The sequence below is a fragment of the Maribacter taeanensis genome (assembly GCF_047345145.1).
Lineage (GTDB): Bacteria > Bacteroidota > Bacteroidia > Flavobacteriales > Flavobacteriaceae > Maribacter_C.
The window spans coordinates 55432-79401 of sequence record NZ_JBLFER010000006.1 but is presented as its reverse complement, the minus strand read 5'-3'; the positions used below and the strand labels follow the sequence as shown (position 1 = coordinate 79401).

29 protein-coding genes are annotated in these 23970 nt (G+C 34.2%); 7 read left to right on the top strand and 22 right to left on the bottom strand.

Annotated elements, in window-relative coordinates:
• Positions 1-74 precede the first annotated feature (74 nt).
• The 18 genes from ACKWCD_RS16915 to ACKWCD_RS16830 all read right to left on the bottom strand — a co-directional run bounded on the left by ACKWCD_RS16915 (position 75) and on the right by ACKWCD_RS16830 (position 15232).
• On the bottom strand, positions 75-1157 hold the full coding sequence (locus ACKWCD_RS16915; RefSeq protein ID WP_413985146.1) for an FAD-dependent oxidoreductase: 1083 nt from the start codon (positions 1155-1157) through the stop codon (positions 75-77).
• A gap of 103 nt (positions 1158-1260) precedes the next feature.
• Positions 1261-1743, bottom strand: coding sequence for a hypothetical protein (locus ACKWCD_RS16910; RefSeq protein ID WP_413985145.1), 483 nt, complete (start codon positions 1741-1743; stop codon positions 1261-1263).
• Between the two features lie 266 nt (positions 1744-2009).
• Positions 2010-2861, bottom strand: a complete 852-nt coding sequence (locus ACKWCD_RS16905; protein ID WP_413985144.1) for a hypothetical protein — start codon at positions 2859-2861, stop codon at positions 2010-2012.
• Positions 2862-3087: 226 nt separating this feature from the next.
• Positions 3088-4245, bottom strand: coding sequence for a hypothetical protein (locus ACKWCD_RS16900; protein WP_413985143.1), 1158 nt, complete (start codon positions 4243-4245; stop codon positions 3088-3090).
• Between the two features lie 385 nt (positions 4246-4630).
• Positions 4631-5191: a hypothetical protein gene (locus tag ACKWCD_RS16895; RefSeq protein ID WP_413985142.1), complete on the bottom strand. Its 561-nt coding sequence runs from the start codon at positions 5189-5191 to the stop codon at positions 4631-4633.
• 203 nt (positions 5192-5394) lie between these two features.
• The gene (gene mltG, locus ACKWCD_RS16890; RefSeq protein ID WP_413985141.1) at positions 5395-6444 is read right to left on the bottom strand and encodes an endolytic transglycosylase MltG; all 1050 of its coding nucleotides are present in this window, start codon (positions 6442-6444) and stop codon (positions 5395-5397) included.
• An 84-nt stretch (positions 6445-6528) separates the two neighbouring features.
• Positions 6529-6927: a hypothetical protein gene (locus ACKWCD_RS16885; RefSeq protein ID WP_413985140.1), complete on the bottom strand. Its 399-nt coding sequence runs from the start codon at positions 6925-6927 to the stop codon at positions 6529-6531.
• A 19-nt stretch (positions 6928-6946) separates the two neighbouring features.
• Positions 6947-7417 carry a hypothetical protein gene (locus tag ACKWCD_RS16880; RefSeq protein WP_413985139.1) on the bottom strand — a complete coding sequence of 157 codons (471 nt, stop codon included), beginning with the start codon at positions 7415-7417 and terminating at the stop codon, positions 6947-6949.
• Positions 7418-7481: 64 nt separating this feature from the next.
• Positions 7482-7784: a type II toxin-antitoxin system RelE/ParE family toxin gene (locus ACKWCD_RS16875; RefSeq protein WP_413985138.1), complete on the bottom strand. Its 303-nt coding sequence runs from the start codon at positions 7782-7784 to the stop codon at positions 7482-7484.
• Positions 7771-8022 carry a type II toxin-antitoxin system ParD family antitoxin gene (locus ACKWCD_RS16870; RefSeq protein ID WP_413985137.1) on the bottom strand — a complete coding sequence of 84 codons (252 nt, stop codon included), beginning with the start codon at positions 8020-8022 and terminating at the stop codon, positions 7771-7773. The genes ACKWCD_RS16875 and ACKWCD_RS16870 overlap by 14 nt, the downstream gene beginning before the upstream one ends.
• A gap of 295 nt (positions 8023-8317) precedes the next feature.
• A complete protein-coding gene (locus ACKWCD_RS16865; RefSeq protein WP_413985136.1) occupies positions 8318-8533 on the bottom strand; it encodes a DUF6500 family protein in 216 nt (71 codons plus the stop codon).
• 3 nt (positions 8534-8536) lie between these two features.
• Positions 8537-8866: a hypothetical protein gene (locus ACKWCD_RS16860; RefSeq protein WP_413985135.1), complete on the bottom strand. Its 330-nt coding sequence runs from the start codon at positions 8864-8866 to the stop codon at positions 8537-8539.
• Positions 8867-9048: 182 nt separating this feature from the next.
• Positions 9049-10968, bottom strand: a complete 1920-nt coding sequence (locus tag ACKWCD_RS16855; protein ID WP_413985134.1) for a BspA family leucine-rich repeat surface protein — start codon at positions 10966-10968, stop codon at positions 9049-9051.
• 115 nt (positions 10969-11083) lie between these two features.
• A complete protein-coding gene (locus tag ACKWCD_RS16850) occupies positions 11084-11542 on the bottom strand; it encodes a hypothetical protein (protein WP_413985133.1) in 459 nt (152 codons plus the stop codon).
• 14 nt (positions 11543-11556) lie between these two features.
• Positions 11557-11952, bottom strand: a complete 396-nt coding sequence (locus ACKWCD_RS16845) for a VOC family protein (RefSeq protein ID WP_413985132.1) — start codon at positions 11950-11952, stop codon at positions 11557-11559.
• Between the two features lie 21 nt (positions 11953-11973).
• Entirely contained in the window at positions 11974-12585 is a 612-nt protein-coding gene (locus ACKWCD_RS16840; protein ID WP_413985131.1) for a hypothetical protein, read from the bottom strand.
• Entirely contained in the window at positions 12586-14550 is a 1965-nt protein-coding gene (locus ACKWCD_RS16835; RefSeq protein ID WP_413985130.1) for a hypothetical protein, read from the bottom strand. It abuts the gene before it with no gap.
• Positions 14543-15232 carry a recombinase family protein gene (locus ACKWCD_RS16830; protein WP_413985129.1) on the bottom strand — a complete coding sequence of 230 codons (690 nt, stop codon included), beginning with the start codon at positions 15230-15232 and terminating at the stop codon, positions 14543-14545. The genes ACKWCD_RS16835 and ACKWCD_RS16830 overlap by 8 nt, the downstream gene beginning before the upstream one ends.
• Positions 15233-15466: 234 nt before the next feature.
• On the opposite strand from ACKWCD_RS16830, the gene ACKWCD_RS16825 reads away from it, so the two are divergent.
• From ACKWCD_RS16825 to ACKWCD_RS16800, 6 genes are all read left to right on the top strand, one after another.
• The gene (locus ACKWCD_RS16825; RefSeq protein ID WP_413985330.1) at positions 15467-16054 is read left to right on the top strand and encodes a Crp/Fnr family transcriptional regulator; all 588 of its coding nucleotides are present in this window, start codon (positions 15467-15469) and stop codon (positions 16052-16054) included.
• A 99-nt stretch (positions 16055-16153) separates the two neighbouring features.
• A complete protein-coding gene (locus ACKWCD_RS16820) occupies positions 16154-16819 on the top strand; it encodes a peroxiredoxin-like family protein (protein ID WP_413985128.1) in 666 nt (221 codons plus the stop codon).
• A 4-nt stretch (positions 16820-16823) separates the two neighbouring features.
• On the top strand, positions 16824-17210 hold the full coding sequence (locus tag ACKWCD_RS16815) for a hypothetical protein (protein ID WP_413985127.1): 387 nt from the start codon (positions 16824-16826) through the stop codon (positions 17208-17210).
• Positions 17197-17703: an SRPBCC family protein gene (locus tag ACKWCD_RS16810; protein ID WP_413985126.1), complete on the top strand. Its 507-nt coding sequence runs from the start codon at positions 17197-17199 to the stop codon at positions 17701-17703. Before ACKWCD_RS16815 ends, ACKWCD_RS16810 begins: the two co-directional genes overlap by 14 nt.
• The gene (locus ACKWCD_RS16805; protein WP_413985125.1) at positions 17693-18526 is read left to right on the top strand and encodes an oxidoreductase; all 834 of its coding nucleotides are present in this window, start codon (positions 17693-17695) and stop codon (positions 18524-18526) included. Before ACKWCD_RS16810 ends, ACKWCD_RS16805 begins: the two co-directional genes overlap by 11 nt.
• A 393-nt stretch (positions 18527-18919) precedes the next feature.
• Complete coding sequence (locus tag ACKWCD_RS16800) at positions 18920-20230, top strand: hypothetical protein (RefSeq protein WP_413985124.1); 1311 nt, start codon at positions 18920-18922, stop codon at positions 20228-20230.
• Positions 20231-20320: 90 nt separating this feature from the next.
• On the opposite strand, the gene ACKWCD_RS16795 is transcribed toward ACKWCD_RS16800, so the two are convergent.
• On the bottom strand, positions 20321-20722 hold the full coding sequence (locus ACKWCD_RS16795; RefSeq protein ID WP_413985123.1) for a TerB family tellurite resistance protein: 402 nt from the start codon (positions 20720-20722) through the stop codon (positions 20321-20323).
• A 136-nt stretch (positions 20723-20858) separates the two neighbouring features.
• Between ACKWCD_RS16795 and ACKWCD_RS16790 the strand changes: the two genes are divergently transcribed.
• Positions 20859-21224, top strand: a complete 366-nt coding sequence (locus ACKWCD_RS16790; RefSeq protein WP_413985122.1) for a DUF1456 family protein — start codon at positions 20859-20861, stop codon at positions 21222-21224.
• 51 nt (positions 21225-21275) lie between these two features.
• On the opposite strand, the gene ACKWCD_RS16785 is transcribed toward ACKWCD_RS16790, so the two are convergent.
• From ACKWCD_RS16785 to ACKWCD_RS16775, 3 genes are all read right to left on the bottom strand, one after another.
• Positions 21276-21620: a hypothetical protein gene (locus ACKWCD_RS16785; protein WP_413985121.1), complete on the bottom strand. Its 345-nt coding sequence runs from the start codon at positions 21618-21620 to the stop codon at positions 21276-21278.
• Between the two features lie 390 nt (positions 21621-22010).
• Positions 22011-23204, bottom strand: coding sequence for an ADP-forming succinate--CoA ligase subunit beta (gene sucC / locus ACKWCD_RS16780; protein ID WP_413985120.1), 1194 nt, complete (start codon positions 23202-23204; stop codon positions 22011-22013).
• A 106-nt stretch (positions 23205-23310) separates the two neighbouring features.
• Entirely contained in the window at positions 23311-23952 is a 642-nt protein-coding gene (locus ACKWCD_RS16775; protein ID WP_413985119.1) for an LON peptidase substrate-binding domain-containing protein, read from the bottom strand.
• Positions 23953-23970: the final 18 nt, after the last annotated feature.

Below are 23970 nucleotides of genomic sequence, written 5' to 3'. Positions count from 1 at the left end.
TTGAGCTCTCATTAAAGATCATCTCTATGAGGAACCAAGATGTACGATCTGATACCTACTATTAGGCGCGGGAATTATTTATCAATTCCCAAAACAAAATTTCTGACTCTTGGCATTACTATAGGAAATATGGGTTTCATATTGCCAATTTGACTTCTTATAATTTTGGATATTGTAGAATTACCAGCCATTCCCATTGTAATATTATTTATTCTCTTTACCGTACTTTCTAAATACGGTTTTCTAATTCCAGTATATTCGTCTATTCTATCTTCATTAATCAACTTACTACTGATAAAGGCATCTTCTATACCTAAATTCATACCTCGTGCTCCCACTGGTGAATGCAGATGTGCTGCATCTCCTATCAAAACTATATTTTCTTTAACAAGATTTTGTGCCACTTTATGATTAATTCGAAATTTGGATTCCCAATGTATTTTACCGATCACTGATTTTTTTGGTAAGTAATTTAGAATTGAGTTTAGGTTTCCAGCAATTCGCCAAATGTTTTCATGGAGCCTTATCATAATCATTCCCCCGTCGGGAAACAGTCTTATGTGCCCTTCTTCAGAGTTCACATTCATTTCTAGCTCGATATCAAATAATTCCCAGGCTTCATCGTACCGATACCCTTTATACCGGATATTTGTCTGCTTCCTAATTTGACTATGGCCTCCATCAGCCCCTATTAAAAAGTCAAAATTCTTCGAAAACTGATTTTTATCCTTAAGGGTAATAGCATATTTTGAGTCTACTTTAGTATATTTTACAAATTCCGAATCATATTCTACTTGAATACCTCTTGATTGTATTTCTTCAAGAAGAATTTCCTCAGATTCTTTTTGAGGCTGAATTAACATAAATGGAAATTCGGAGTTTACTTTAGAGAAATCATTTTTGTAAATATGTTGATCCCCCTTCCATAAATTTATTGCTGTCATTCGTCTGCCATTCTTCAAGAACTTAGTTGTTAGGCCAAACGGCTTCATAAGCTCTAGTGTTCTTGGGTTAACCCCTAAAGCCTTGGAATACTTACTGATTATATTCTTACGATCAAATAGGATCGGATTATAGCCAAGTTCATTTAAAAAAAGTGCCATAGACAAACCCGATGGTCCAGCTCCTATAATTGCTATTTCTTTCTTCTTTTTCACTTGATACTTGATTGCGTCTAACAGTAGGGCCTGTACGTAGAATATAATTTAATAAACTTATACAACCTAAGGGTTCTTATAACCCCTTTTATTCTATTGCGTTTTATAGTTCTACTATAACTAAAAATTCAAGAGGTGAAATTTCCGTAAGGGCTAGCATCTGGCCATTAAAAGTAACCCTAGTAGGAATAAAATAGGTGATATCGCAAGGTATTCTTGTTAGCGCTGCCTCAAAACCTACTTCAATAACCTCAAAATCATCTAAATCTACAGTATACTTAAATGATGATTCATTGGGAATATAAAGGTTTAATGAGTTATCAAACGCTCTAATGTCAGAGTCAGGGACAGCAAATTCATTTGCCGGAATAAATTGAAATCCTGCATTAGCAAAATCGCCTTCAACAGTAATATTATTTGGATCAATAGTTTCATTTTCAATTAGATTATCTCCCGTTGCATTAACTATTCTGATAAACAAAGATGGAAATGCAGGATCAAAAAGGGAACAATCGATTTGGTCTTCCTCGTCACCTGAACAACAAACAATAAATCCGATTAAAATAATTGCGAAAACATTTTTCATAATTCGTTTTTCTACAAGATATTTTAAATGTTTTTTGTTGCTTCAAAATGTACTACTGCTTTTCAGTGCTTACCGCAATAATCTTTTATTTAAACTTTTAATATTAGTCTGAGGTTTTTCATTATTGTGGCTACCGGTTTTGTATAAGATTAGTTGCGTGTTTAAGCACCTAATTTAGCAAATGCAAACCGAATAGAAAATCCGCGAGGATTATCGTAAGTAGGCTCGTACTAAGCAATTAATTTTATACGTTTTGTAGCACGTTTTTATTTCACTTTTATTGAAAAATCATCTACAAATAGTTCGATATTTCCCGCTGTAGGATTTGCTGTTGCTCCAATTTGTACTCGTTCATAAAAAGTAGGTTCTTGTAGAGTAAAATCAATACCTTGATTTAGAAAAACATCTGTAAAAACCTGTGCATTTGGCATATTCATTCCAGTTTGGTTGATGACTTCTGTTTCATTTATAATTAATCGATTAAGTCCATTCTCACTATCTGACATAATCATTTCCCATTGAACTGTAACCCATTGATTTCTTGGAAATGCAAAATCTGTTTGTTGCATTGTAGTTCCCGATATTTTTCCTCTTTCAATTGAGAGATAATCATTCCCACCAGACATCATTAATCTTACTCCTGGACATTGGTTTTCAGAGCCATAATTATCGCCAACAGTTGGGTCCCAACAAGAACAACATTCTAAATCAAGCAGTAATAAATTTTCGATAGGTTCAGTACCAACTATATAAAAGTCAGCTTTTATTGTAACCTTATTTCCTGAAATTATGTTTAGTCCATTTTTCTCAATATCTACTTTTGACAAGTCAGAATCTGATTGATAAGCAAGAACTCGAAGTGCGTTTTGTCCCTCGTTGAATTCAGTATTTGAAATTGAAATTTCGTTCGTTGCGTTTGTTGGGTCAGTTTGTTGAATTGTTGACCATCGATTTCCATTAGAAGGAAACAATTCGTCCAATAAGTCATTTTGTGTTTCAAAGCCATCTTCGAACAAGAAACTTTCCTCTAAAGGCTCTTCTGAATTATTTTCGTCTTTGTCACAACCCATAAAAATGAAAGCGATGATTGCAAAAATTATAAATTGATGTCTTTTCATAGACTTTAAACGCTCAAATTATTCTCTTGTTGTTGTGGTTTCCTCAAATGCGCCACAACATCTGATATGACAACCAAAATAGTTGATTAACAGAACTTGCCTCCGGATAAAGACACTTTTCAGTAAGCCTTAGCAGATTTATTAATCATTCTTTATTTGAACTTTAAAGAACTGGACTAGGGCTTTTTATAGGTGGTTGTGTTACCCAACATTTTCAATTGCTTGACTATTCTATGGTGAAATCAAATACATTCGAACTAAATGTTTCATCTTTATAACTCACACCGATAAATTCTATTTGATAGTTACCGCTAGGGTATTTAGCCTTATTTAGGTTAACAAAAGCAAAATTAAAAGTATGCGCCATGCTTTTAACAGTGCTACCGGAAAATTCAAGAGTTTTGAACTGTTCTAGCTCACAATCAAAAGATGAAGGATTTAAAACATAAGAGTCGTAATCCAGAATAGTTAATATTTCATTATTGTTAGGCTCTTTGCTTCGTACGACAATTGTCATACTCTTATACTCGCTTTCTTCTAATCTGTAAACGAAGGAATTTGGAAATCCACCTAAGCCACCCTTAACTCTTAATAATACTGAGGTTTCAGAACAAATATGCGAGTTAGATACATCAACGCTATCTATGAATGGAATTTTATTATACACCGTAAAATGATTCGTTTCTTCTACCCAGAATCGGTTAGTAACACCATTTGTTGATTCTGTGATTTCCGTGTAAAAGTCACCACTAAAAAGACCAATACTGAACTCTTTTTTTATAATATGATTGGTGTCATTTTCAAAAAAAGTTTGCGTGTTTATTGGAATGGTTACTATTATTTGGAAATCACTAACAACTTCAATGTTTTCTAGCATTAAACTGTCGTTATCAACTTTAAGAAATCCCGTTAAATCGGCCGCTTCTGTAAAATTACTCTGGTTACTATTATTAAATATATTGTATTTTCTATTTTCAAAATTTTCAATGGTCCCATTTAGGTCTCTAAAATAGAATCCTAAAGTAGTAAAAGTTAATTCCGTCGATTCTTTTTGCTCTCCATTTATTTCTACTAAACCCTTAATAAGGTATTTTTTTCCAGGTTCTAAATCATTAAGAATACCTTCAGCTGATTCCTTGTAATTCGTTTCGTTTTCAAGTCGATATAAAATTTTCGCATTTATATCTGATTGATTTAAACCCGAAAATTGATAAGAAATATCGGTTGTTATTGTCGTAGTAGTAATTTCAGATAAAGCTAAACTAACATTACTGACATCATTAATATCACTTGGTTGATTAATTTCATCTTCTTTATCACCACCACAGGAAACTAAAATTAGGGATAAAGATAAAATTGATATGAATTGCAAAATTTTAATCATGCTTCTATAGTTTTATACTAAACAAGAACGTTTAGGTAACTCGGAAATTGTTCTATAAATATCGGGTAACGGTTAGGCTAAACGCCGAGCAGAAGTAAGGAAATTTTTAGTTTCCGTCTGCGCCCTAAGCCAAAGCTTATTGTTTAGTTTTATTTTTTCTTGTTCAAGCGAAATCCATTCACGAAGGCTATCGGGATTATCAACATTATAAATATACACAGAACATTGGTTTTAGTCCTAAAGTCCACTTTACGTTTAGGCTTTGTTACCCAACGTTTTTTTTGCGTCCGAGTAGGCTTTTCCATAAGACTGGCAAGTCCATTAACGCAACAGTTGCGTTTGAGTAAAGTCCATCTGCGTTCTGATTGCTGACGAATTAAAGGGTTTAATAAAATTTGTAGCCTATTCTTAGCAAAATATTGTAAATAGGTCTAAGGATTGCACCTGCCTCCTTGTTACTTGCAGGAATGCCCAGCCCTAAGCCTCCGCCAAGTTCATAGTTGAAATTCCAATTGATATTTCTCTTTATGCCCCAAGTAGGAATAATAAAAATGTCATCTCCTATTCTGGTATTTTCTTTTTGTGATATTGAAAACCAATTAGGATACCATTTCATGCTTAAAGAAAAGAAATTTCCACTATTATGATAGGTATCTTTGTTGTTTGCTTGTCTTTTTGGAAGATTATAAAAATAACGCGGTTCAACCGAAATTACGGGTAGGAAGACAGGAAATTCTCCGCCACTAATTTCTTTAGTTGTTATTGAGCCATCTAGACCTATTTCTGAGTGTAGTGCCCAATGATTTCCTAATCGTACTTCATTGTTTGCCCAAAATCCTAAAACACCAGTTTGAATATTGAAAATAGATTTTTCGACTTCCTGAGAATAAGTACAACTTGAAAAAAGTACAAGAGAGATTACAAGTAATTTATAGGGCAGTTTCATTAGGTGTGTTCTTCAAATTTAGAACGGAGGAATTGTAAGTTTCTTATTAAAGACTCACCTAATTTTTACTTTTTCAAAATGTTGAGTAACTTCTGATATGACGACTAAAATAGTCGATTAACAGAACAAACTTGCCTCCGGACAAAGACACTTTTCAGTAAGCCTTAGCAGATTTATTAATCATTCTTTATGTGAACTTTAAATTATTTCCCTCGTTGGCCAGTCAACCACTTTTGATAATCAGCTTTGCCCTTAGCAAATTCACTTGCACTAGAGTAAAAGTGATGCGAACCATTATTAGCCTCTACATTTAAAACATAATAAATATATTCTGTCTTGGCCGGATTTAGCGCCGCTTCAATAGCCGTCTTGCTTGGCGAACTGATAGGACCAGGTGGCAATCCACGAATCTTTCGAGTATTGTAAGCGTGGTCCACTTCAACATCACTTTTGTGAATTATACCATCCCAACGGCCTAGCATTTTGGCAATGTATACATTGGTTGCATCAATTCCCAGGGGAATTCCCCGCTCAAGACGGTTGTAAATTACGGAAGCCACCAAATCGCGTTCAGCATCTATTTTTGATTCATTTTCAATGAGACTAGCAATGACAATAATCTCTTGTTTTGTTCGTCCCATATTTAGGGCTAACTCATCCCATTCTGTTTGCCAAATTGATTTAAATTGTTCTACCATTTTATTGATTACCTCTTTGGGGTGGGTATCCAATTTAAACTCGTAAGTTGTAGGGTAAAGATAACCCTCAAGGTTTTTTGCTTTTGAATCAATCTCTTTAATTAAGCTAGTATCATCCAACAATGACAACACCTCTTTTTCAGTCATCAATGGCTCTACAGGAAACTCTTTAACAATCCGTTTGGCAATCTCAAAACGTGTCCAGCCTTCTGGAATAGTAAGTGTTTTGGTGCGTTTTTTTCCGTTTTTAAGTTGGTTAATTACTTCTATGGGGCTTATCGGAGAAGGGAATTGGTAATCACCTGCTTCCATCTTAGCCTCGCCTTTAAAGAATCGTAAATATATCTTAGTTGCAAGGGGTGCTTGGAGAATTTTATGTTCGCTCAATATTTCAAGAATTCGATTCGAAGAGGTGCCTTGCTCTATTGTAATATAGTTCTCAGAATTACTATGGCTTATAGGGCTATTTAGGGTATTGTAAAACCACAAAGAGAACCCTCCAGCAATTAAGACGGTCAATATTAAAATCACTTTTAAAGAGCGAGCGAATTTCATCTCAGGCTGTTTTTACTATCTTTTATTTAAACTTTTATTGAAAGGAGTAAGTTTTTCTAAATCTTAATTTTTACTACTCTCTTTTCAAAAATCTAACTTATTTAGTTCTTCCAAAACTCCCAAATCTTTTAGTGGATCGTAGTCTGACAAGTAGTTAATTCTCTTAAGTTTACAAACGATGCTCCATATCAAGTTGTTCTCATTACCCTTTTCATCTTTTGGTAGTCTAGAGTATAAGACAGCTATTACTCTATCGGTTTCAATGTCTCGAGCGTCTAAACAAGCCCCCCAAAATACTTGTGTAATAAGTTCGATAGTACTACTCGAAATCTTTTTATCAATCATAAAATTAATGAGGCATTGCTGAACTGCGGACCAGCCATATTTTGGTATAAGTTCCTCAACCATTTCACACCGAGTCAATTCGGAATCACTTTTCTCTTCTTGGTCAAGAATAACTTGAAGTTCTCTCTTCAAAACCATGTCATAGTTTATTTGAACTTTAACCTTTGTCCGCATTAGTTTTTATTTCACTTTCCTCGAACACACCATTCATATTTTCGTCGCTGAAGATTTTTTGTTCTCCATTATTGAAAACCCTTAACTCATCAAAAAAACCATCGGCATTTAAGTCGTGATATTCTCTTGCCAATTGCCCTTTAATGTTGAAGTGCTTTTGGATTTCATAAAGTCCATTTTCATCTGAGTCTACAAATTCCATCAATTGTTTTCCAAAAAAATTGTAGTTAGTTGTTCTTGTATAAAACCCAGTGCCTTTCAAGTCACATCCAAACCAGGAGGTATTGTTGTTCTTTTTCCAGTTATAGATGTCACAATCTTCATTGCTCCCTGATAAATAGGTCAAATCATTGCTTACATAATAATTTAACTCCTTTTTTGTGCTAATGTAAAGGGCCAGAAATACTATTGTAGTGAGTAGTAGGATAATGGAAGAAATTTTATGAAAATTCATTCTAAATCTATTTGTATAAATTAATGCCAACAGTTGGCTAAACGTACCATCCTTTATTTGAACTTTACTTTAAGTGTTTTGGAAAATCCATCTTACCTCCAAAAACTCTAACTATGAAAATTCCATCACTTATGATGTAATAAAAAACTACATGGGATTTGAATCTATACCTTAAGAGCATTTGGTTTTTGACGGCCACATATCTCCTACCTAGTTCGGGATTATTTGCTAATTCTCCTAAAATCAACTTTAGACCATTAGCATATTTTAAAGATTGACTTTTTCCGAACTCCTTTATCGTGTATTTGGCAATGGACTTAATATCGTTCTTTGCCTTGATACTTATGATATACTTATTCTCGGGCATTGTGCTCATTTATGGCTTCTTCCCAAATACTATCTATAGTGGCATCGGATGGTCCGCTCTCCATTCCCTCAATAAGTGCTTCATTCAAATCTATTATACGCTTTCTACGCTCCTGGTCTTTCCTGATTATATCTCTGACGTATTCGCTGTCATTGGTGTAGAAGCCTTGTTCTATTAGGCTTTTAACATAAGCCTCCTGTTGTTCTGTAAATGTGATAGATTTTCTAATTACTGCCATAATGAACCAATATTAATATTATTGATGCAAATTAAAGATAATTTGGAGATATTGCAAATATTGAACTATCCTTTAATTGAACTTTGGTAACGTTTTAAGAAAGTAATTTTTTTCCTTTTGTTACCCATAAAATTGGTCCTATTATCCCAATCATAGAGATGAGTATCCAAGTTACTTTAGAACCTTTAAATTCTTTAGTTAGTATTAAATATACAGCCTTAAAACTAGTGAAAACAGACCAAAAGCATAAGATTAAAAGGGCGATTATCAATATGGGCTTTAATATTTCCATCCTTTATTTGAACTTTACCATTTCCTTAATCTTAACTGCTTTCTCGAAATGGTCAAGCTCATTTTCCTCAATCCACCAAGTTGCTACTTCCATCAAAAGTTTTGGATTATCATTTTTGTTCTTGAAAAATGCGTAAAAAGACAAACCAACATTCTCGCCTTTCGATAGGATTTTACTATCACAGACTTCTATAATCTTCTTTCGAATTTGCTTGTCCATCCTTTATTTAAACTTTTGTTTGTGCAACAAATGCTTTTTTAATTTTAGTTCTCTCATTCTTTTGTTTAACCTATTCTTCCTCCAAGAAAGAATTCCTATATAAGTAACAACAAAAATGATTACAACAAATATTAAGGCATCTGAATAATCCCAATTCTCTATCATGGGTCTTCGACCAAACTTACCTGGTAAAAACGGAAATATTATTGCCAATCCAGTTAATAGTAGAATTTCTCTGATAACTCTATTTGGTAAATTTTTAAGTTTATTTTCTGTTGATAAAATTTCAAAATCTGCCTCCTCAAGAGTTCTAATTTCGTCAAGTGGCTTCAATTTCATCCTTTATTTGAACTTTGAGATTCGTTACTGTGATTCGTCTGAACGACAATCCACCTGAACCTAAAGATAGCTTTTTGCGTGTGATTTTCGTTTAGGAAATCCGCAAGCAACGAATTTCAGGCTTTGTTGTGCCTAGTGCTTTTCATAAATTTTTGAAGTAGCGTATTTTTTTCATCTTAAAAACAAGAACCCGCTGTTGGTAAATTTGCACTTATTAAAGCAGAAAAATCATCAAAAAAGGAACAATCGGTTACATTTATAGTATTCCAATTAGATAAATTCTGATTGAAAGAATTGGCTTGGTAAAACATATGTCTCATGTCAGTTACATTACCAACATCCCAATTGCTAAGGTCTCTATTAAATGAGGTCGCTCCATTGAACATTCCGTTCATATTAATTACGTTACTAACATTCCAAGTACTAATATCGCTGTCGAAAGAATCGGCTTCACCAAACATAAAGCTCATATTAGCAACACTACTAACATTCCAAGTACTAATGTCGCCGTTGAAAGAAGTGGCGTTTATAAACATTAGATCCATATCGGTTACACTACTAACATCCCAATTGCCAAGGTCTCTATTAAACGAAGTCGCTCCATAGAACATTCCATCCATTTTAGTTACATTACTAACGTCCCAATTATTTAGATCACTATTAAAAGAGGTCGCATCAGAAAACATTCCATCCATATCAGTTACATTACTAACATCCCAATGATTAATATCAGCACTTAAGGAGGTGGCTCCTCCGAACATTAAGCCCATTTTGTTTACAGCAGATAAATCAGGAGCATCTGGGGCAGAAATATTAAGATTAGAGCAGCCAGTAAATGCACCCCACATAGTTGCCCATTTATTATTTCCCCATTGCTTTATATCAATTATTTTATCTCTATTTGAAAGATTGATGAAATTAATAGATGGAAAACTTCCAAGTATTATTACATCATAAATACCATCAGCCTCATAAGTGTGAGAAGGGCTACTTCCATTTTGGGTAATAGTGCCATCTCCCCAATCTATGGTAACATTGGTGGCTGTGATAGGAATAGTTATAGACTCATTGCTAGTATTTGTTTGCCACGTTGTAATAAACCCTAAACCATTATCCGCCACGTAAGTTGTAAAACAAGATCCTTTTGTTGGCAACTTGTTACTAGCCAACCCAGAATTTGCATTGAAGTCTTTACAGTTAGTAACATTGATAGTTTCCCAATTTGATAAATCTTTATTAAAATTAGCAGCTCCATTAAACATTGCGGTCATATCAATAACGTTGCTTACATCCCAATTACTAATATCCTTGTTAAAAGATGTTGCTCCATAAAACATGGCGCTCATATCGGTTACCAAAGCTAAGTTTGGAACATCAGTTGCATTGTAGGTTAGGTTTTCGCAACCCTCAAAAGCACTTTTCATCGATAGCCATTCGATATCACCCCATTGTTCAATACTTATAATTTTCTTTTTATGCTCAACGTTGTTACTAAAGTAAATAGAAGGAAATATACCTGTAATTTTAACGGTATACGTGTTCGCAGTTTCATAACTGTGTGTTGCGTTTTCTGAATGGCTTGTCAAGGGTGTGCCATCGCCCCAATCTACAGTATAACCATATGAAAATCCATTTTGCGTAGGTATGGTGATGGATTCGTTGGAGGTTGTTGTTTGCCAAGTAGAAATGAATCCTTGAGGTTCGTCAATATCCGTTACATTTATTGTTATAACGGTATGAGCTGTTGCAGTACCGTCTGTCACTTGAATCGTTATCTCATGAAAAGAAGCAGTTTCAAAATCCAATTCTTTACCAATTCCCAAACTAACGGTTCCATTTTCGGTAATGCTGAATAAGTCATTGCTATTATCGATTATGCTAAAACTGAGTTCGTCGTTATCTACATCATTTGCAATTACGTTACCAATAACGGTGGTTTCCAAGATTTCCTCAGATACATTAAAAGATTGAGCTGTAATTGTAGGCGCGTTGTTTACAGGCTCATTATTTACAGGACTATCATCTTTTTTACAAGATGTTACTAGTAGAATAATAAAAAAAATAGCTATCAGGTTGAAAACGTTTGGTTTTGACATAGCTTTTATAAATTGTGGTAAGTCTAAACTTTAACTAGAATATTCTGGTCTTATTGTTTTTAATTTATCCTTTATTTGAACTTTGACTTTCGTTGAACGCTGTGCCTTTTGTATTCTATCGACCGAAACCTAGAGATATAATTGCATTTTGAACCATTTTGAAATCCTTAATGTAATTATCTAACTTTTCAAATTCTGTCTTTACTGTCCAAGTGAACATTGCTATTAAATAGTCTGATTGATTTGTTTTATGAACACAATCAAATCTGTATTGGGTTATTGGAATATCATTCTCCTGGGTTCTACATACACTTTCAATAATACTATCTTCTTTGAATGAAGGATATTCATTTGTCATTTCAATATCGGTGCTAGAATTAATTGAGTTTTTAATTAAATCATTAACACTTTCACCACTACTTTTCTCTTTAATAGTTAAAACATTTACTCTTAAAGTACCACTTTCAGGTGAATCCTCATAAAATGTACCGCCTCCATTTTCTTCATATTCCTCAATCCAGCTATTTGGTATTTCGAATGAAATTAATCCTCCTCGATAATTAACTCTTTTCATCCTTTATTTGAACTTTAATTTGATTTGAAGTCTTCAACTTGTTTTAAAAAACCAACTTCATCCTTAAAGGCAATTAAATTCCCATCCGGGTCTTTGAATTTAGCCACTTTCCCCCAGGAATGTTCTTGGTAATCTACTTCAATGTTCTTTTCAGCTAACCATTCTGCAGCCTCTCTGACGTTTGCTAAGTTTAGTCTCAGGCAAGTAAAATTTTTAACATGCTTTGAGTCTAAATTTAAATATTCACTTCTATCATCTTTTTCGACCATAAGATAAGTGCCATAAAAATTAAAACAGCACAACTCATCATTTTGAAAATGAATAGCCAATTCTAAGATGTCTTTATAAAATGAAAGACACTCTTCATATTTATTGACGTATAATATCAATCCGGTTCTTTCAATTTTCATCCTTTATTTGAACTTTTGTTATTAGATATTTAGTTTCTTTAGATTTTCGACTGCCATTTCGAAATCCTTTTTATGATCAATTAAAAAAGGCTCTAAGGCAATGTTTAATTGATCAAGATTAATTTCAACATAGTCATTATTTTGCTTTAATATAAAATCTTGAACTTTAAGTTCAAAGACTGTTTGAAACAGGTCTAAATTGTTTTTCATTAGCGAAAAATATTCAACTGTTAAATATCTCCACCAATCAAATCTATTCTTAATATTTCTACTCATTGTAATATGTGCCATATCATGATAGTCTACCCTACCCTTACATAAACATTCTTTTATATCTGAAGGTTTGGCTACCTCACATAGACATTTACTTATTTCTATTTCTCTATACAAACATTCGAAAAGGCAACCATAAAATATTCTGATATACTCCAATGATGTATTTTCTGGGTGATAATGTTCTGCATTATTATTTGCAACTTTAATTTGACCATCAAAAAAATCACCAGAGTTACTTGGATATAAGAATATCGATTCTGTCTTTCTATTAAATTTGAATACCCGATAATTTAGTTCATTTGCTATATGATGGCCAGTTTCATGTATGAATGTAATTTGAAGTTTTTTAGTATTCATTTACACATTTTCTTTGGTCATATGATTAAATATGAACAGGTCATCATCAATTTTTAAGAAAGCCAACACAACAAGTTTCAAATACATGTAGTAAACGCTTTGGTGTACTTCATCATTTTCTGCTTTCCCTTGTGTGCCATGCAGATAACTATTTCTTAGATCTAAACTATTAGTAAATTCTGACTTATTTAGATAATAGTTGAAATATGACTGCTCTTGCTTTGAAAATAATGAACTTTCAGCAAAAATCAGCTTCTCTACTATCATCTTTTTTGCCTCATTTTGAAATGCTTCAGAATAGTGATAAAATGAACCAAATTCATTTTCATAAATGTCTTTTAGAATCATAATCCTGTAAAAATTTTTCATTTGAATGTTGCTGTCTTTATCAAGTTCTAATAAACCTGACTCGACAAGAAAATTGATTTGAGGTTTGCTAAATTCTTCATAATTTTTATAGCCAACTTCTTCATTTGCAAGTAGATCAAACAGGCTGCGATAATGCTTTTCCTTAAAGGGATCCACATATGCTAAAAGTGTCTGGTCCGAGAAAAGTAATCTAGTGTAATGACCAACCTTTTCATTTATCTCGTTCAAGTAAAGATACTTTGATTCATTAAGACTTGGGATGTCTCTGATTGCTAAGGGCATTGAGGATATTGCCAAAAGCTCGAAGTCTATTTCTCTATCTTCCACAAATAACTTGAACTGTTTCAAACTTGATTCGAATTCTGGAGCCAATATTTTTATTTTCTCAAAGGCGGAATGGCCGGCTTTTGGAATAGAAAACCTGGCATTATCTGGAAAGTTATATTTGGTCTGAAAGTCCAAAGTATAAATATCTCGTAATACATTTAAAAGGGGAACATTGATATCGTCTAAAACCTTATCATAACCAGCTAATTGAGCTTGCGATGTCATTTCTGATAAAGAAAATGAAGTACCTCCGACATATTCGTTTTTTGAGCGTAAACCCAAAGTTCTCTCAAATACTCCTAGGCTACTTTTCTTACTGAGAAGTGTAATTCTTCCATACTCGTCTATATAATCGAACAAGTATCTGAAATTTTGGAAAAGTCTGTACGTTTCTTGATTCTCCTTTATGAATTGAACACTATAGCAATAATTTGCAATATGATCATCATCCATAAATACATCCACCTTAGAGGGCGCATCTTCTGAAAAAACTACTGAAACACCATATCTTAATCCCTTCTGGTTTTGAAAAAATTTATCAATTAACTTTTTATTTAATTGTTTCGCCTTTAATCTTGTTTTTGGAGAAAGGCGGAAACCATTTTGATGCTTGGCATTCGCTATCAATCCAATATAATTCAAATTTGGCTCGTCAGAATCTAAATACTTTAAAATTATATTCTCTTTGTCGTCGACTGACAAACTATTTGGGAGAATTTTCTTTTTAATCTCACGGTCATGCTTAATCTCATAAATAGAAAGCAAGATTTCAGCAGATTTTTCATAATCAATTAAAAATTTACGTAAAGCGGCATCAAAATGTTTTACAATACCTTGGAATTGGAGCAGATTATTTATGAGAATTGGTTCTTTCCCTAAAATTTCGTTCAGTTTGTTACTTGAAACCCTTTGATGAACTTTGTAATTATTTACTATTTCCCAAAATGACTCAATATAATTGTATGGTATAGTCTTGTATATTTTTTCAATATTCTCAGAATTAATTTTTGAAAAAAAATTGCCAATTTCAATTTTGTATTTTTCTGCTTTTATCTTGTAAGCACTTATTTCCTCGCTAGTCCATTGTTTGAGATATAATCCGTTATCAAGGTATTTTTTGATATGATAACGCTCAAGAATATCGTTAATATCTAGGTCATCTTTTGCGACCTTGGATTTCAGTATTAATTCTGCTCTTTCCAAGTGATTGCCTGCGGACATATCCTGTTTCGAATGAAAGACTATTCTTTTTAGGTTCGGCTCATGCATTTGGTCGTATGTGTTTGTTAGATGTGGTTATATGTTTTTTACATAGAGCTTCTTCCATTTTTTGATGCTTATCCCAAAAAACAACTCCACATTCCTTGCAATTTCTTCTACCCTGAATTGCTAGATATTTATACAAAGTAGGTTTTGATTTAATTCCCACCAACTTCATGATATCAACAATCGGCAAATTATTCTCCTTGTAATAAGATGCCGCTAATATAGCTTTTTGTTTGGCCACTTTATTAAGACCCTTCTTACGACCTAGTTGAATTCCCCTTCTTCTTGCGCTTTTTAGTCCTGCAGTTGTTCTCTCAATAATAATATCTCTTTCTAATTGTGCTACTGCGCCAAAAAGCGTAATTACAAATTTGCCATGAGCTGAAGTTGTGTCTATAAATGGATCATTGATACTTCTAAATTTCACACCAAGTTTTTCAAATTGGTCCACCAACTTTAATAAATGTGAAATACTGCGTGCAATTCTGTCAAGTTTCCAAACGATAACAGTATCTCCTTCTCGAAGTCTTGAAATCATCAGGTCTAAATCATGACGTTCCGCCTTTGCGCCAGAAGAGACATCTCTAAAAATGTTCTTTTCTTTTACTCCTTCTTTGAGAAGTGCATCAATTTGTAAACTGGGATTTTGGGTTTTCGTGCTGACCCTGACATAACCGAATAGCATATTGAGTATAATTATACCTCTAAAAACAAACTAATGGATTATACCGAAAAAATGAACTTGTTAAGAGTTATAAACGAAGAAATGTGAAAGTTCAATAAAACGGTCGTTTAAATATACTTTCAAAGATTAACCAAATGAGTTTTTTCTTAAACTAGATTAAGTCAGGGACTTTTAGTTATCTGTATATTTATAATCTGAAAAAATAGCAATTATCAAAATAGATTCTTTTAGCCTCTGGAACAATACAAAAACATACTACAGAATATTGATAGATATGTTTCTCTTTCAATTGAGGAAAAGGAAAGACTGATATCCATCATCCGAACAACAAAAATTAAGAAGCGTCAATTTATAGATCAACCTGGTTACGTTTGTCAGTATAGAAATTATGTTGTGGAAGGTGCTTTTCGTTCTTATTTCGTCGATAATGAAGGAAGGGAGCACACCGTTCAAATTGCTATTGAGGATTGGTTTGTGAGTGATTTCTACAGCTACATCACCCAAACACCAGCAACGCTATTTGTTGAGGCTTTGGAGGATTCTACGATATTTCAAATGACCTACAACGACATCGAGGGTCTTTGTCAAGAAATTCATGGATTAAGTGAATATTTCAGGACTTCTACGGAAAGGGCGTTTGCCTTTTCACGAAAACGGGCTTTGTCAAATTTAAGTATGACTGCAGCAGAACGGTATTTGGAATTATTAGAGCGTTACCCCAACATTGTTAAGCGTGTTCCCCAGAAAGTAATTGCATCCTATTTGGGGATGACACCTGAATTTATGTCCAAAATAAGAAAAAATCTTTCCGCAAAATCTTAATCTAGTTCAAGGGTATTTCCTAATGTAGTTCATTTTTTAAGCCCCCCAACGGCCGCAACTTTGTATCGTCGATTTTGACGTCATCTAAAACAAAGTAAAATGAGTACAACATCACAAACAAATACTTACCAAGATAACCTAAAAGGGTTAAGAGAAAATTTAGGCAAAATGTTACCCGAAAATGTATTGAGGGTCTTCGATAATGACGCTGAAGCTTTACACACTCAACATCAATCGATTCTTAAATTAAAAATTGGAGAAAAAGCACCAGATTTTTCACTATCAAATGCAACCAATGAAACCGTAAAACTTTCCAATCTACTTCAAAAAGGGAAAGTTGTATTAGCTTTCTATAGAGGCACTTGGTGTCCATATTGTAATCTGCAGTTAGCTCATTATCAAAATACAATAGAAGAAATCCAAGCCTTAGGAGCTCAGTTGGTTGCTATTTCACCGCAAACACCTGACGAATCTTTGAGCATAAAGGAAAAGAACAAACTCAAGTTTGAGGTTTTGAGTGACAACGGGAATATCGTTGCACGAAATTATACGACCGTATTCAAAAATAATGATGCACCGGTAAAAACAATGACAGAACTTGGATTGGACTTTGACGGTCATTATTCGGACGACTCAAGAGAATTGCCCGTTCCTGCTGTTTACATAATTGAAAAGGATGGAACTATCACTTTTGCAAAAGCTGCAGGTGGCGATTATAGGATCAGAGTAGAAGCATCTGAAATCATTGATTCACTTAAAAAATAATCTCATGCAAAATACTATTCAAACTATTTCAATTTGGGGATTGGCAATCCTAATGGTCATTTTTGGACTAAATAAGTTCTTTGGCTTTATTCCTGTTGAACCACCTGCTGACCCAACAGCTCAAAGTTTTATGGGGGCAATGTTTACATCATACTTATTCGTTATTGTAGCACTAGCGGAAATTGTCGGTGGAATTTTGATTACTGAGCCAAAAACCAAGTTTTTGGGGTGGCTATTATTGTTGCCTGTAATTTTCAATATCTCAGCCTTCCACATCGCACACGATTTCATAGGAAACGGAATATGGTTATTGCCAACCCTATTTTTTTTAATCATCACATACTTCCAATTTGGAACTATTAAAAAAGCTATGAATTATGGAAAAGCATAAAATAATAATCTTGACTTTGCTCGCTGTTTCTATTTCAAATTTTGTTGCAGGTCAAACTTCAAAGAAATTAAAAATTTCAAATAGTATTGAAATGAACAATGGAATGGACGAAGTATGGACAGCGATTTCCAATCTTGGAAATCTGGATAGATTAGTTCCTGAAATTATCGAAAGGACCGAAATGGTAGGTAATGGGGAAGGCTCTATAGTTACCTTAATCTTAAAATCCAATGGTGCTAGAGTAGTTGAGAGTATCACAAAATTGGATAATAAGAAAAGAATCATTTCCTATGAAATGCTCGAAACGCCCATGCCTATGTCATACTACAAAGCCACAATCAGCATAGTCTCGAAGAATTCTGACACCTATAACATTCGATTTGAAGCAATACTGAAAACGGAGGAGGAGAATAAAGAAACCATGTTTAATACCATTGATAACTTTCAAAAAACACTTTTATATAACGTTAAAAACATATATAATGAAAAATAGTATTTGGTTTATCACAGGAATATCAAGCGGATTGGGTAAAGCACTTGCCGAGGCCGTAATGCGTACAGGAGATTTTGTTGTAGGTACTTTTAGGACTGCATCACAAGTTGAGGAGTTCAATCATAAAAATTCAAACTCGGGCTATGCCATTTTATTGGACATTACCGATGAGAAGAATATCGAGGATACCGTGCAAACCACAATCTCAAAATTTGGACGAATAGACGTACTGGTAAACAATGCTGGTATGGGATTCGTGGGAGCCATTGAGGAAACTTCGATGGAGGAGGTAAGAACAGTTTTTGAAGCCAATTTTTTTGGAACACTTAAATTAACACAGGCAGTTCTACCTTTTATGCGTAAAGAAAAAAACGGGCACATAATTCAGATTTCATCCCATGGAGGAATAAAAGCATTCGCAGGATTTGGTATTTATAATGCAAGTAAGTTTGCCCTAGAAGGATTTAGCGAAGCCTTGGCGCAAGAAGTTGCTCCCATTGGAATTAAAGTCTCGATAGTTGAACCAGGTCCTTTCCGTACAAAATTCGCCGGAAATGGTCTTGGGCTTGCCAAAAACATAATTGAGGATTATTCGGACACAGCTGGGGCTTTTAGAGCCAAATTAAAGGGTGTCGATGGAAAACAAGAAGGCAATCCGATCAAAGCTGCAAAAGCTATTATCGATTTAGCAAATTCGGATAATCCGACTCTTAGACTTCCTCTTGGAAAAGCAGCTCTCATAACTATTGGATTGAAACTAGATAGTGTGAAATCAGACTTGGAAAAAAATAGAAGAACTGCTGAGGAAGCTGTCTTCGTATAAAATATGTGATACAACATTTTACATTATAAAGAGCGATTAATTTCTAATTGGAGGTTAATCGCTCTTTAATATAGCATCATGTAGAAAACGATGTGAAAGTTTAACAAACCCGCTTTTAGTAAATTTCATCCAGTATATTTAACCCCACCTTATTTTAGACTTTTCTGCCCGAACTGTGAGAGTTCATTGTCCCATACCCTTCAGTAAACTTTTAAAATCTAACATTAGTTTACTTTTAGGGGTCGTCTTCAAAAACTATATAGGAGTCAAAATACAAGAAAAATACCCTTGAATGGGTATAGCTTTAATTTTTTCGGTGAATTAACATTGTAGTGTAGAAAGGACGAGAATCAAATAACCGTACTCTTCCAGTTAATTAAAATCCTAGTAAACATGAAAAATATAGTATTACTATTATGTGCTTTTGCCTTTTTTATAAATAGTAGTTGCTGCAGAAATTGTGATGATGATAGCACACCCATAGCAGACGGAGGAGAAGAAACTATTGCAGAAAATAAAGAGGAGGTTGAAAGTGACGAAAATGACACTAACAGTTCACCGACACTTACCCAAGAGGAGTACATAGAGCGTGTCAAAGTCTCCTTATCGAATAACCTGAACTTAGAGGTTCGTGACCTTTCTTCTTTTGAAACAGATAGTGATTTGATCGCGTTTCCTGATAGAGATGTCGAAATCAACGAAAATGGTGTTTTGAGCCTCGGATTAGGATATGTAAATAGTGAAAGTCAAGTAAATGGTATCGGCTTCAGTATTGGTGACGACCAAAGAGCCTACGTAATATTCCCTACTCTTCAAGTTGGAGAGCCCTTAAATACAATAAGTATAGACCTTGAATTAGGCCTTGATAATTGCGAGTTTATCAGGGATCTTTGTGATATAATCCCCATACGATTTTTTGCTATTAAATCTGACGGAACAGTTTCAGTTAGTTTCACGGATCACATGAAATTTGGATGCACAGAATGTCCTTTGACAGCAAAAAATACAGCATGGGCAAATTTATTTACAGATTCGGTTACAAATACCGAAGAAGAATATTTTTCTAATCATGAACAATTAAGGTCTTTTGTAATCACAAGTCAAGACGAGTTTGTTAATTCTCAACATATTGACTATCCAAACTGGGGAGAACCGGGGTATATGCCACCCCCAGGAGAACAAATTTTATCAATGAACCAATTCAATACGGTACAGTGTTATGAGCAAGGAAGTTTTCATGTAATACGCGTTAAAAAAGATAATTTAATGATTCTCTTTTATGCACCAGTTAGCGTTTTAGAGCACTACGAACTTGGGGTAAATAGTGAAAGTGAAAATTTCTGGCTCACAGGTGCTGGTACATCAGTTGGGTCTTTGATAGAAGGTCCGACTGTAATGGTATATGAATTAGACAAACCACCAGGTGCAAATTGGTGGATATTAAACTCCGAATATCCTGGAGAATGGAAAGGAGAATATATATGGAAATCTTCCGAAGATGATCTTTTATATCCTAGACCTTTTCTACTACCATTTAGGGCAAAACATCACTTACGCCTTTTCACCAGTAGTCTTGATGAACATAGGCCATTCTTAGCCCCACGGACATATGAATCCATATCATTTAACCGAGATGTGGAATATATAAGAGGTGGAAGATTATTTTTAAATGTTTATTTAACTTGTCACCATATGAAGAATTAGAAAGATGAGGTGGTAGTTAAAGAAATTTCTTATTTGTATTCTAATATGCATTTTGAAGAAAACACCCAAGCACCTAAATTAAAAATAGTATCAATTATAATGCGCCTTAAAAATATCAATTAATACTTCAGGCGGAACCACATTGTTTGGATACTTATGCATAACAGAAAGTACCTGGTCAATTGCAGATGGCGGCAAACCCATACCTAAACCCATATCGTGCAAACGTCGAATTTCGAGCTCTTCTTGAACTTGGTCAACATTCATCAATAAAACCAATCGATGAAACTGTAGAATACGTTCAGCCTCAGTTTTAGGAATGAGATGCTCACTTTCCTTTTCAAAAAGACCGTCAAAGATTTCACGCTCAACACCCAATTGCTTTGAAACATTCAGCAGAAAATGATACTCCGGATCTTTGACCAAATCATCAACTTTTGCAAAAGCAATCATTTCAGAAAGGATACTTAGCTTCTCTTTATAGGTACTCATAGGTTTAGGGTTGAAAGGTTCAATTTTCTATAGTATAACTAAAAAAAGGCATCACATCGTATAAATTATCGACAAACAACCCTGAAATTAAAGGGCGACACAAATTTTGTAATATCTTGCGATGAAATAGAATTGTATGACCAATAACGATATTTTCAAGAAACTACGTGTGGCATTAATGCTGAGGGATGATGAAATTGTAGACATCTTGAAACTGGCTGATTTTAAAATGTCTAAAAGTGAATTGGGTGCCTTTTTTAGAAAAGAAGACCATCCGAATTATATGGAGTGTGGTGATCAAGTATTGCGAAACTTTCTAAATGGTTTGGTAATCCATTTGCGTGGCACCAAAGAGCATCCAAAAAACCCTGGAGAAGTTTTGTCTCAAAAGAAACTCGCTCAGAAAACTGATAAACCGAAACCGGTCTACAAAGCGATTCAACGTAAAAAAGCAAGTCGGGATATAGATCCCGTAAAATATAAGAACAAAAAAAAGTCCTAGCCTCGATTTACTCGAGATAGGACTTTTAAATTGCTAGTCATTGACCAACCTTTAACTAGCAACACGTACTGATACCGTGTATTTTTTACCTGCTTCGTAGCTGTTTAAATCAACTTCTTTATAGTTTAATCTGCTTTTGATAAAACCTTCAAGATCTTCTTTATCTGTATCAACAGACAGCACAATAATTTCTTTGTCGTCATTTAGCATAAAAAGCACCTGGGCTTCATAACCTTGATGTTCTTCGTCGAAGTTGTTGTCGTTTAAGTAATTTCCTATCTGCTCAGACAGGTTAGGGTTTTTGGCTGGCTCTACCCCTTTTTTTGAATCGTTTGCAAAAATACTTCCTGTAGAAAGTAGCAAAGCTGCTACTAGCATTACACTAACTTTTTTCATGACTTGTTTGTTTTTTAACTCTGATTCGTTGATTGACGAATTGTTTTCAGAATTTGATTATTAATTAATTGATGATTACTAAAAAGACGTCTCAGAATTAAGAATGTTACAGCAAAAAATATTTTTAACATTTATTTAATCAATTCACGACTCTATTAAAGATGCCAAATTTAAAAAGCAAAAGGTAGGTAATCACCATTAAACGAAGGGCTTAATGGTAACTATAACAGCTTAAAAAAATGATAAAATCTTTTAATCAGTATGAATTGAATACTAGATTTTTGAAGTGAATTGCCATATTATTTTGAAAAATGTTAGAAGAAATAAAAGAAGGGCTAATGTTTTCGAAACATTAGCCCTTCTAATTTTACTTGAATTGATATGGTACTGCTATGTCAATACCTCTTTAACTTTATCTGCAGCTTCTTGAAACTGAACAGCAGAATGAACAGCCAAACCTGAATTATCTATGATTTCTTTTGCTATTTCAGCATTTGTTCCTTGTAAACGAACTATAATTGGAACTTTGATGGCATCACCCATATTCTTGTAAGCTTCAACAATACCATTTGCTACGCGATCACAACGAACAATGCCTCCAAAGATATTCACTAGAATTGCCTTCACACCATCATCTTTCAAAATGATACGAAAGGCTTCCTCTACTCTTTTGGCATCTGCAGTACCTCCTACATCTAAGAAATTAGCGGGCTCTCCACCTGCCATTTTAATTAAATCCATCGTTGCCATGGCAAGTCCTGCACCATTAACCATACATCCAACATTACCATCTAAATCAACATAGTTCAAACCCAAAGCACCAGCTTCTACCTCAATTGGATTTTCCTCGCGAAGATCGCGCATTTCAGCATACTGCTTTCTTCTATACAAAGCATTATCATCTATAGAAACCTTGGCATCTACGGCCATGATTTTATCATCAGAAGTCTTTAAAACCGGATTAATCTCAAACATACTAGAATCACTCTCAACATATGCTTTGTATAAACAAGCTACAAACTTGGTCATCTCTTTAAATGCAGTTCCTGACAGCCCCAGATTAAATGCTACTTTACGAGCCTGAAAAGGAAGCAAACCTACCGCGGGATCAATCTCTTCAGTATAAATCAAGTGTGGCGTTTTTTCAGCAACCTCTTCGATATCCATTCCACCTTCAGTAGAATACATAATCATGTTTTTTCCAGAACCTCTATTCAATAATACAGACATGTAGAATTCACTCGTCTCGCTATCACCGGGATAGTAAACATCTTCTGCTATCAGCACTTTATGTACCTTTTTGCCTTCCGCTGAAGTTTGAGGGGTGATCAAATTCATACCAATAATTTGACCTGCTATCTCTTCTACTTCTTTCAAGTTTTTGGCAAGCTTAACTCCGCCTCCTTTTCCACGTCCACCAGCATGAACTTGTGCTTTAATTACATGCCAACCAGTACCTGTTTCAGCAGTCAATTGTTTTGCTGCATCAACTGCTTCTTTGGCATTATGTGCGACTATACCGCGCTGAATACGCACTCCAAAACTGGCTAAAATTTCTTTTCCTTGATATTCGTGAAGATTCATATATAAAAGCTGTATTTAGGTTCGGATGCAAAAATAGGAAACGATTATGATTTACACTAAAATAATAGCGAACAGTATTTGAAGAAAAAAAGGATAAAAGATTGAGCTATTTAATGGAGTAGTCATCAAAATCTAAAGGGTCAAAATTTTTGAAGTCCCCATTCAATTTTATGGTCTGCTTAGTTCTATTTACTTCCTCTAAAACAGTAATCGTTGTGACCAGGTGATTTTTTATGAAAGCCAAGCGTTCACTTTCTCGAGATATCTGCAAGAGTTCGTACTCTTGTTCAAAAGATAATCCCATTTTATGAACCAGAACATTACTATGAAATTTATCCACGGGGATTGGTGTAAAGGGCACAGACATCAAATTGTATAAGGCTTCTATGAGTCCGAGAACTTCCTTTTTACTTGCATCATCTGAATCATTGATATTATCTAAAAACTCTACATCACCCCCTGCGTATAATTTTCCTTCCATCTGGTTTTCAAAGGCATTTACCTTAAAAACTTGTCGTGCCACACAAGTAACATCCATTTCACCCCCTTCATAAGAATTTACGATTTCCACCAATTGCACTTCCGTTCCAAAGAGGATACTATCATATATGTAGACAGGAATACCAAAAGTAATAGCCTCATCGCGACAGTCTCTTATCAACTGCTTATAACGCTCTTCGAAGATATGTAGAGGTACGGTTTCCCCTGGAAAAAATATAGATTGTAATGGAAATAAAGGTAACTTCATAGAATAATAGCAATTTTA

Excerpts from the sequence above, each read along its gene's own strand:
- ACKWCD_RS16910 (WP_413985145.1), bottom strand. The coding sequence starts at position 1,743 with ATGAAAAATGTTTTCGCAATTATTTTAATCGGATTTATTGTTTGTTGT.
- ACKWCD_RS16905 (WP_413985144.1), bottom strand. The coding sequence starts at position 2,861 with ATGAAAAGACATCAATTTATAATTTTTGCAATCATCGCTTTCATTTTT.
- ACKWCD_RS16900 (WP_413985143.1), bottom strand. The coding sequence starts at position 4,245 with ATGATTAAAATTTTGCAATTCATATCAATTTTATCTTTATCCCTAATT.
- ACKWCD_RS16895 (WP_413985142.1), bottom strand. The coding sequence starts at position 5,191 with ATGAAACTGCCCTATAAATTACTTGTAATCTCTCTTGTACTTTTTTCA.
- mltG (WP_413985141.1), bottom strand. The coding sequence starts at position 6,444 with ATGAAATTCGCTCGCTCTTTAAAAGTGATTTTAATATTGACCGTCTTA.
- ACKWCD_RS16885 (WP_413985140.1), bottom strand. The coding sequence starts at position 6,927 with ATGGTTTTGAAGAGAGAACTTCAAGTTATTCTTGACCAAGAAGAGAAA.
- ACKWCD_RS16880 (WP_413985139.1), bottom strand. The coding sequence starts at position 7,417 with ATGAATTTTCATAAAATTTCTTCCATTATCCTACTACTCACTACAATA.
- ACKWCD_RS16875 (WP_413985138.1), bottom strand. The coding sequence starts at position 7,784 with ATGCCCGAGAATAAGTATATCATAAGTATCAAGGCAAAGAACGATATT.
- ACKWCD_RS16870 (WP_413985137.1), bottom strand. The coding sequence starts at position 8,022 with ATGGCAGTAATTAGAAAATCTATCACATTTACAGAACAACAGGAGGCT.
- ACKWCD_RS16865 (WP_413985136.1), bottom strand. The coding sequence starts at position 8,533 with ATGGACAAGCAAATTCGAAAGAAGATTATAGAAGTCTGTGATAGTAAA.
- ACKWCD_RS16855 (WP_413985134.1), bottom strand. The coding sequence starts at position 10,968 with ATGTCAAAACCAAACGTTTTCAACCTGATAGCTATTTTTTTTATTATT.
- ACKWCD_RS16850 (WP_413985133.1), bottom strand. The coding sequence starts at position 11,542 with ATGAAAAGAGTTAATTATCGAGGAGGATTAATTTCATTCGAAATACCA.
- ACKWCD_RS16845 (WP_413985132.1), bottom strand. The coding sequence starts at position 11,952 with ATGAAAATTGAAAGAACCGGATTGATATTATACGTCAATAAATATGAA.
- ACKWCD_RS16840 (WP_413985131.1), bottom strand. The coding sequence starts at position 12,585 with ATGAATACTAAAAAACTTCAAATTACATTCATACATGAAACTGGCCAT.
- ACKWCD_RS16835 (WP_413985130.1), bottom strand. The coding sequence starts at position 14,550 with ATGCATGAGCCGAACCTAAAAAGAATAGTCTTTCATTCGAAACAGGAT.
- ACKWCD_RS16830 (WP_413985129.1), bottom strand. The coding sequence starts at position 15,232 with ATGCTATTCGGTTATGTCAGGGTCAGCACGAAAACCCAAAATCCCAGT.
- ACKWCD_RS16820 (WP_413985128.1), top strand. The coding sequence starts at position 16,154 with ATGAGTACAACATCACAAACAAATACTTACCAAGATAACCTAAAAGGG.
- ACKWCD_RS16815 (WP_413985127.1), top strand. The coding sequence starts at position 16,824 with ATGCAAAATACTATTCAAACTATTTCAATTTGGGGATTGGCAATCCTA.
- ACKWCD_RS16810 (WP_413985126.1), top strand. The coding sequence starts at position 17,197 with ATGGAAAAGCATAAAATAATAATCTTGACTTTGCTCGCTGTTTCTATT.
- ACKWCD_RS16805 (WP_413985125.1), top strand. The coding sequence starts at position 17,693 with ATGAAAAATAGTATTTGGTTTATCACAGGAATATCAAGCGGATTGGGT.
- ACKWCD_RS16800 (WP_413985124.1), top strand. The coding sequence starts at position 18,920 with ATGAAAAATATAGTATTACTATTATGTGCTTTTGCCTTTTTTATAAAT.
- ACKWCD_RS16795 (WP_413985123.1), bottom strand. The coding sequence starts at position 20,722 with ATGAGTACCTATAAAGAGAAGCTAAGTATCCTTTCTGAAATGATTGCT.
- ACKWCD_RS16790 (WP_413985122.1), top strand. The coding sequence starts at position 20,859 with ATGACCAATAACGATATTTTCAAGAAACTACGTGTGGCATTAATGCTG.
- ACKWCD_RS16785 (WP_413985121.1), bottom strand. The coding sequence starts at position 21,620 with ATGAAAAAAGTTAGTGTAATGCTAGTAGCAGCTTTGCTACTTTCTACA.
- sucC (WP_413985120.1), bottom strand. The coding sequence starts at position 23,204 with ATGAATCTTCACGAATATCAAGGAAAAGAAATTTTAGCCAGTTTTGGA.
- ACKWCD_RS16775 (WP_413985119.1), bottom strand. The coding sequence starts at position 23,952 with ATGAAGTTACCTTTATTTCCATTACAATCTATATTTTTTCCAGGGGAA.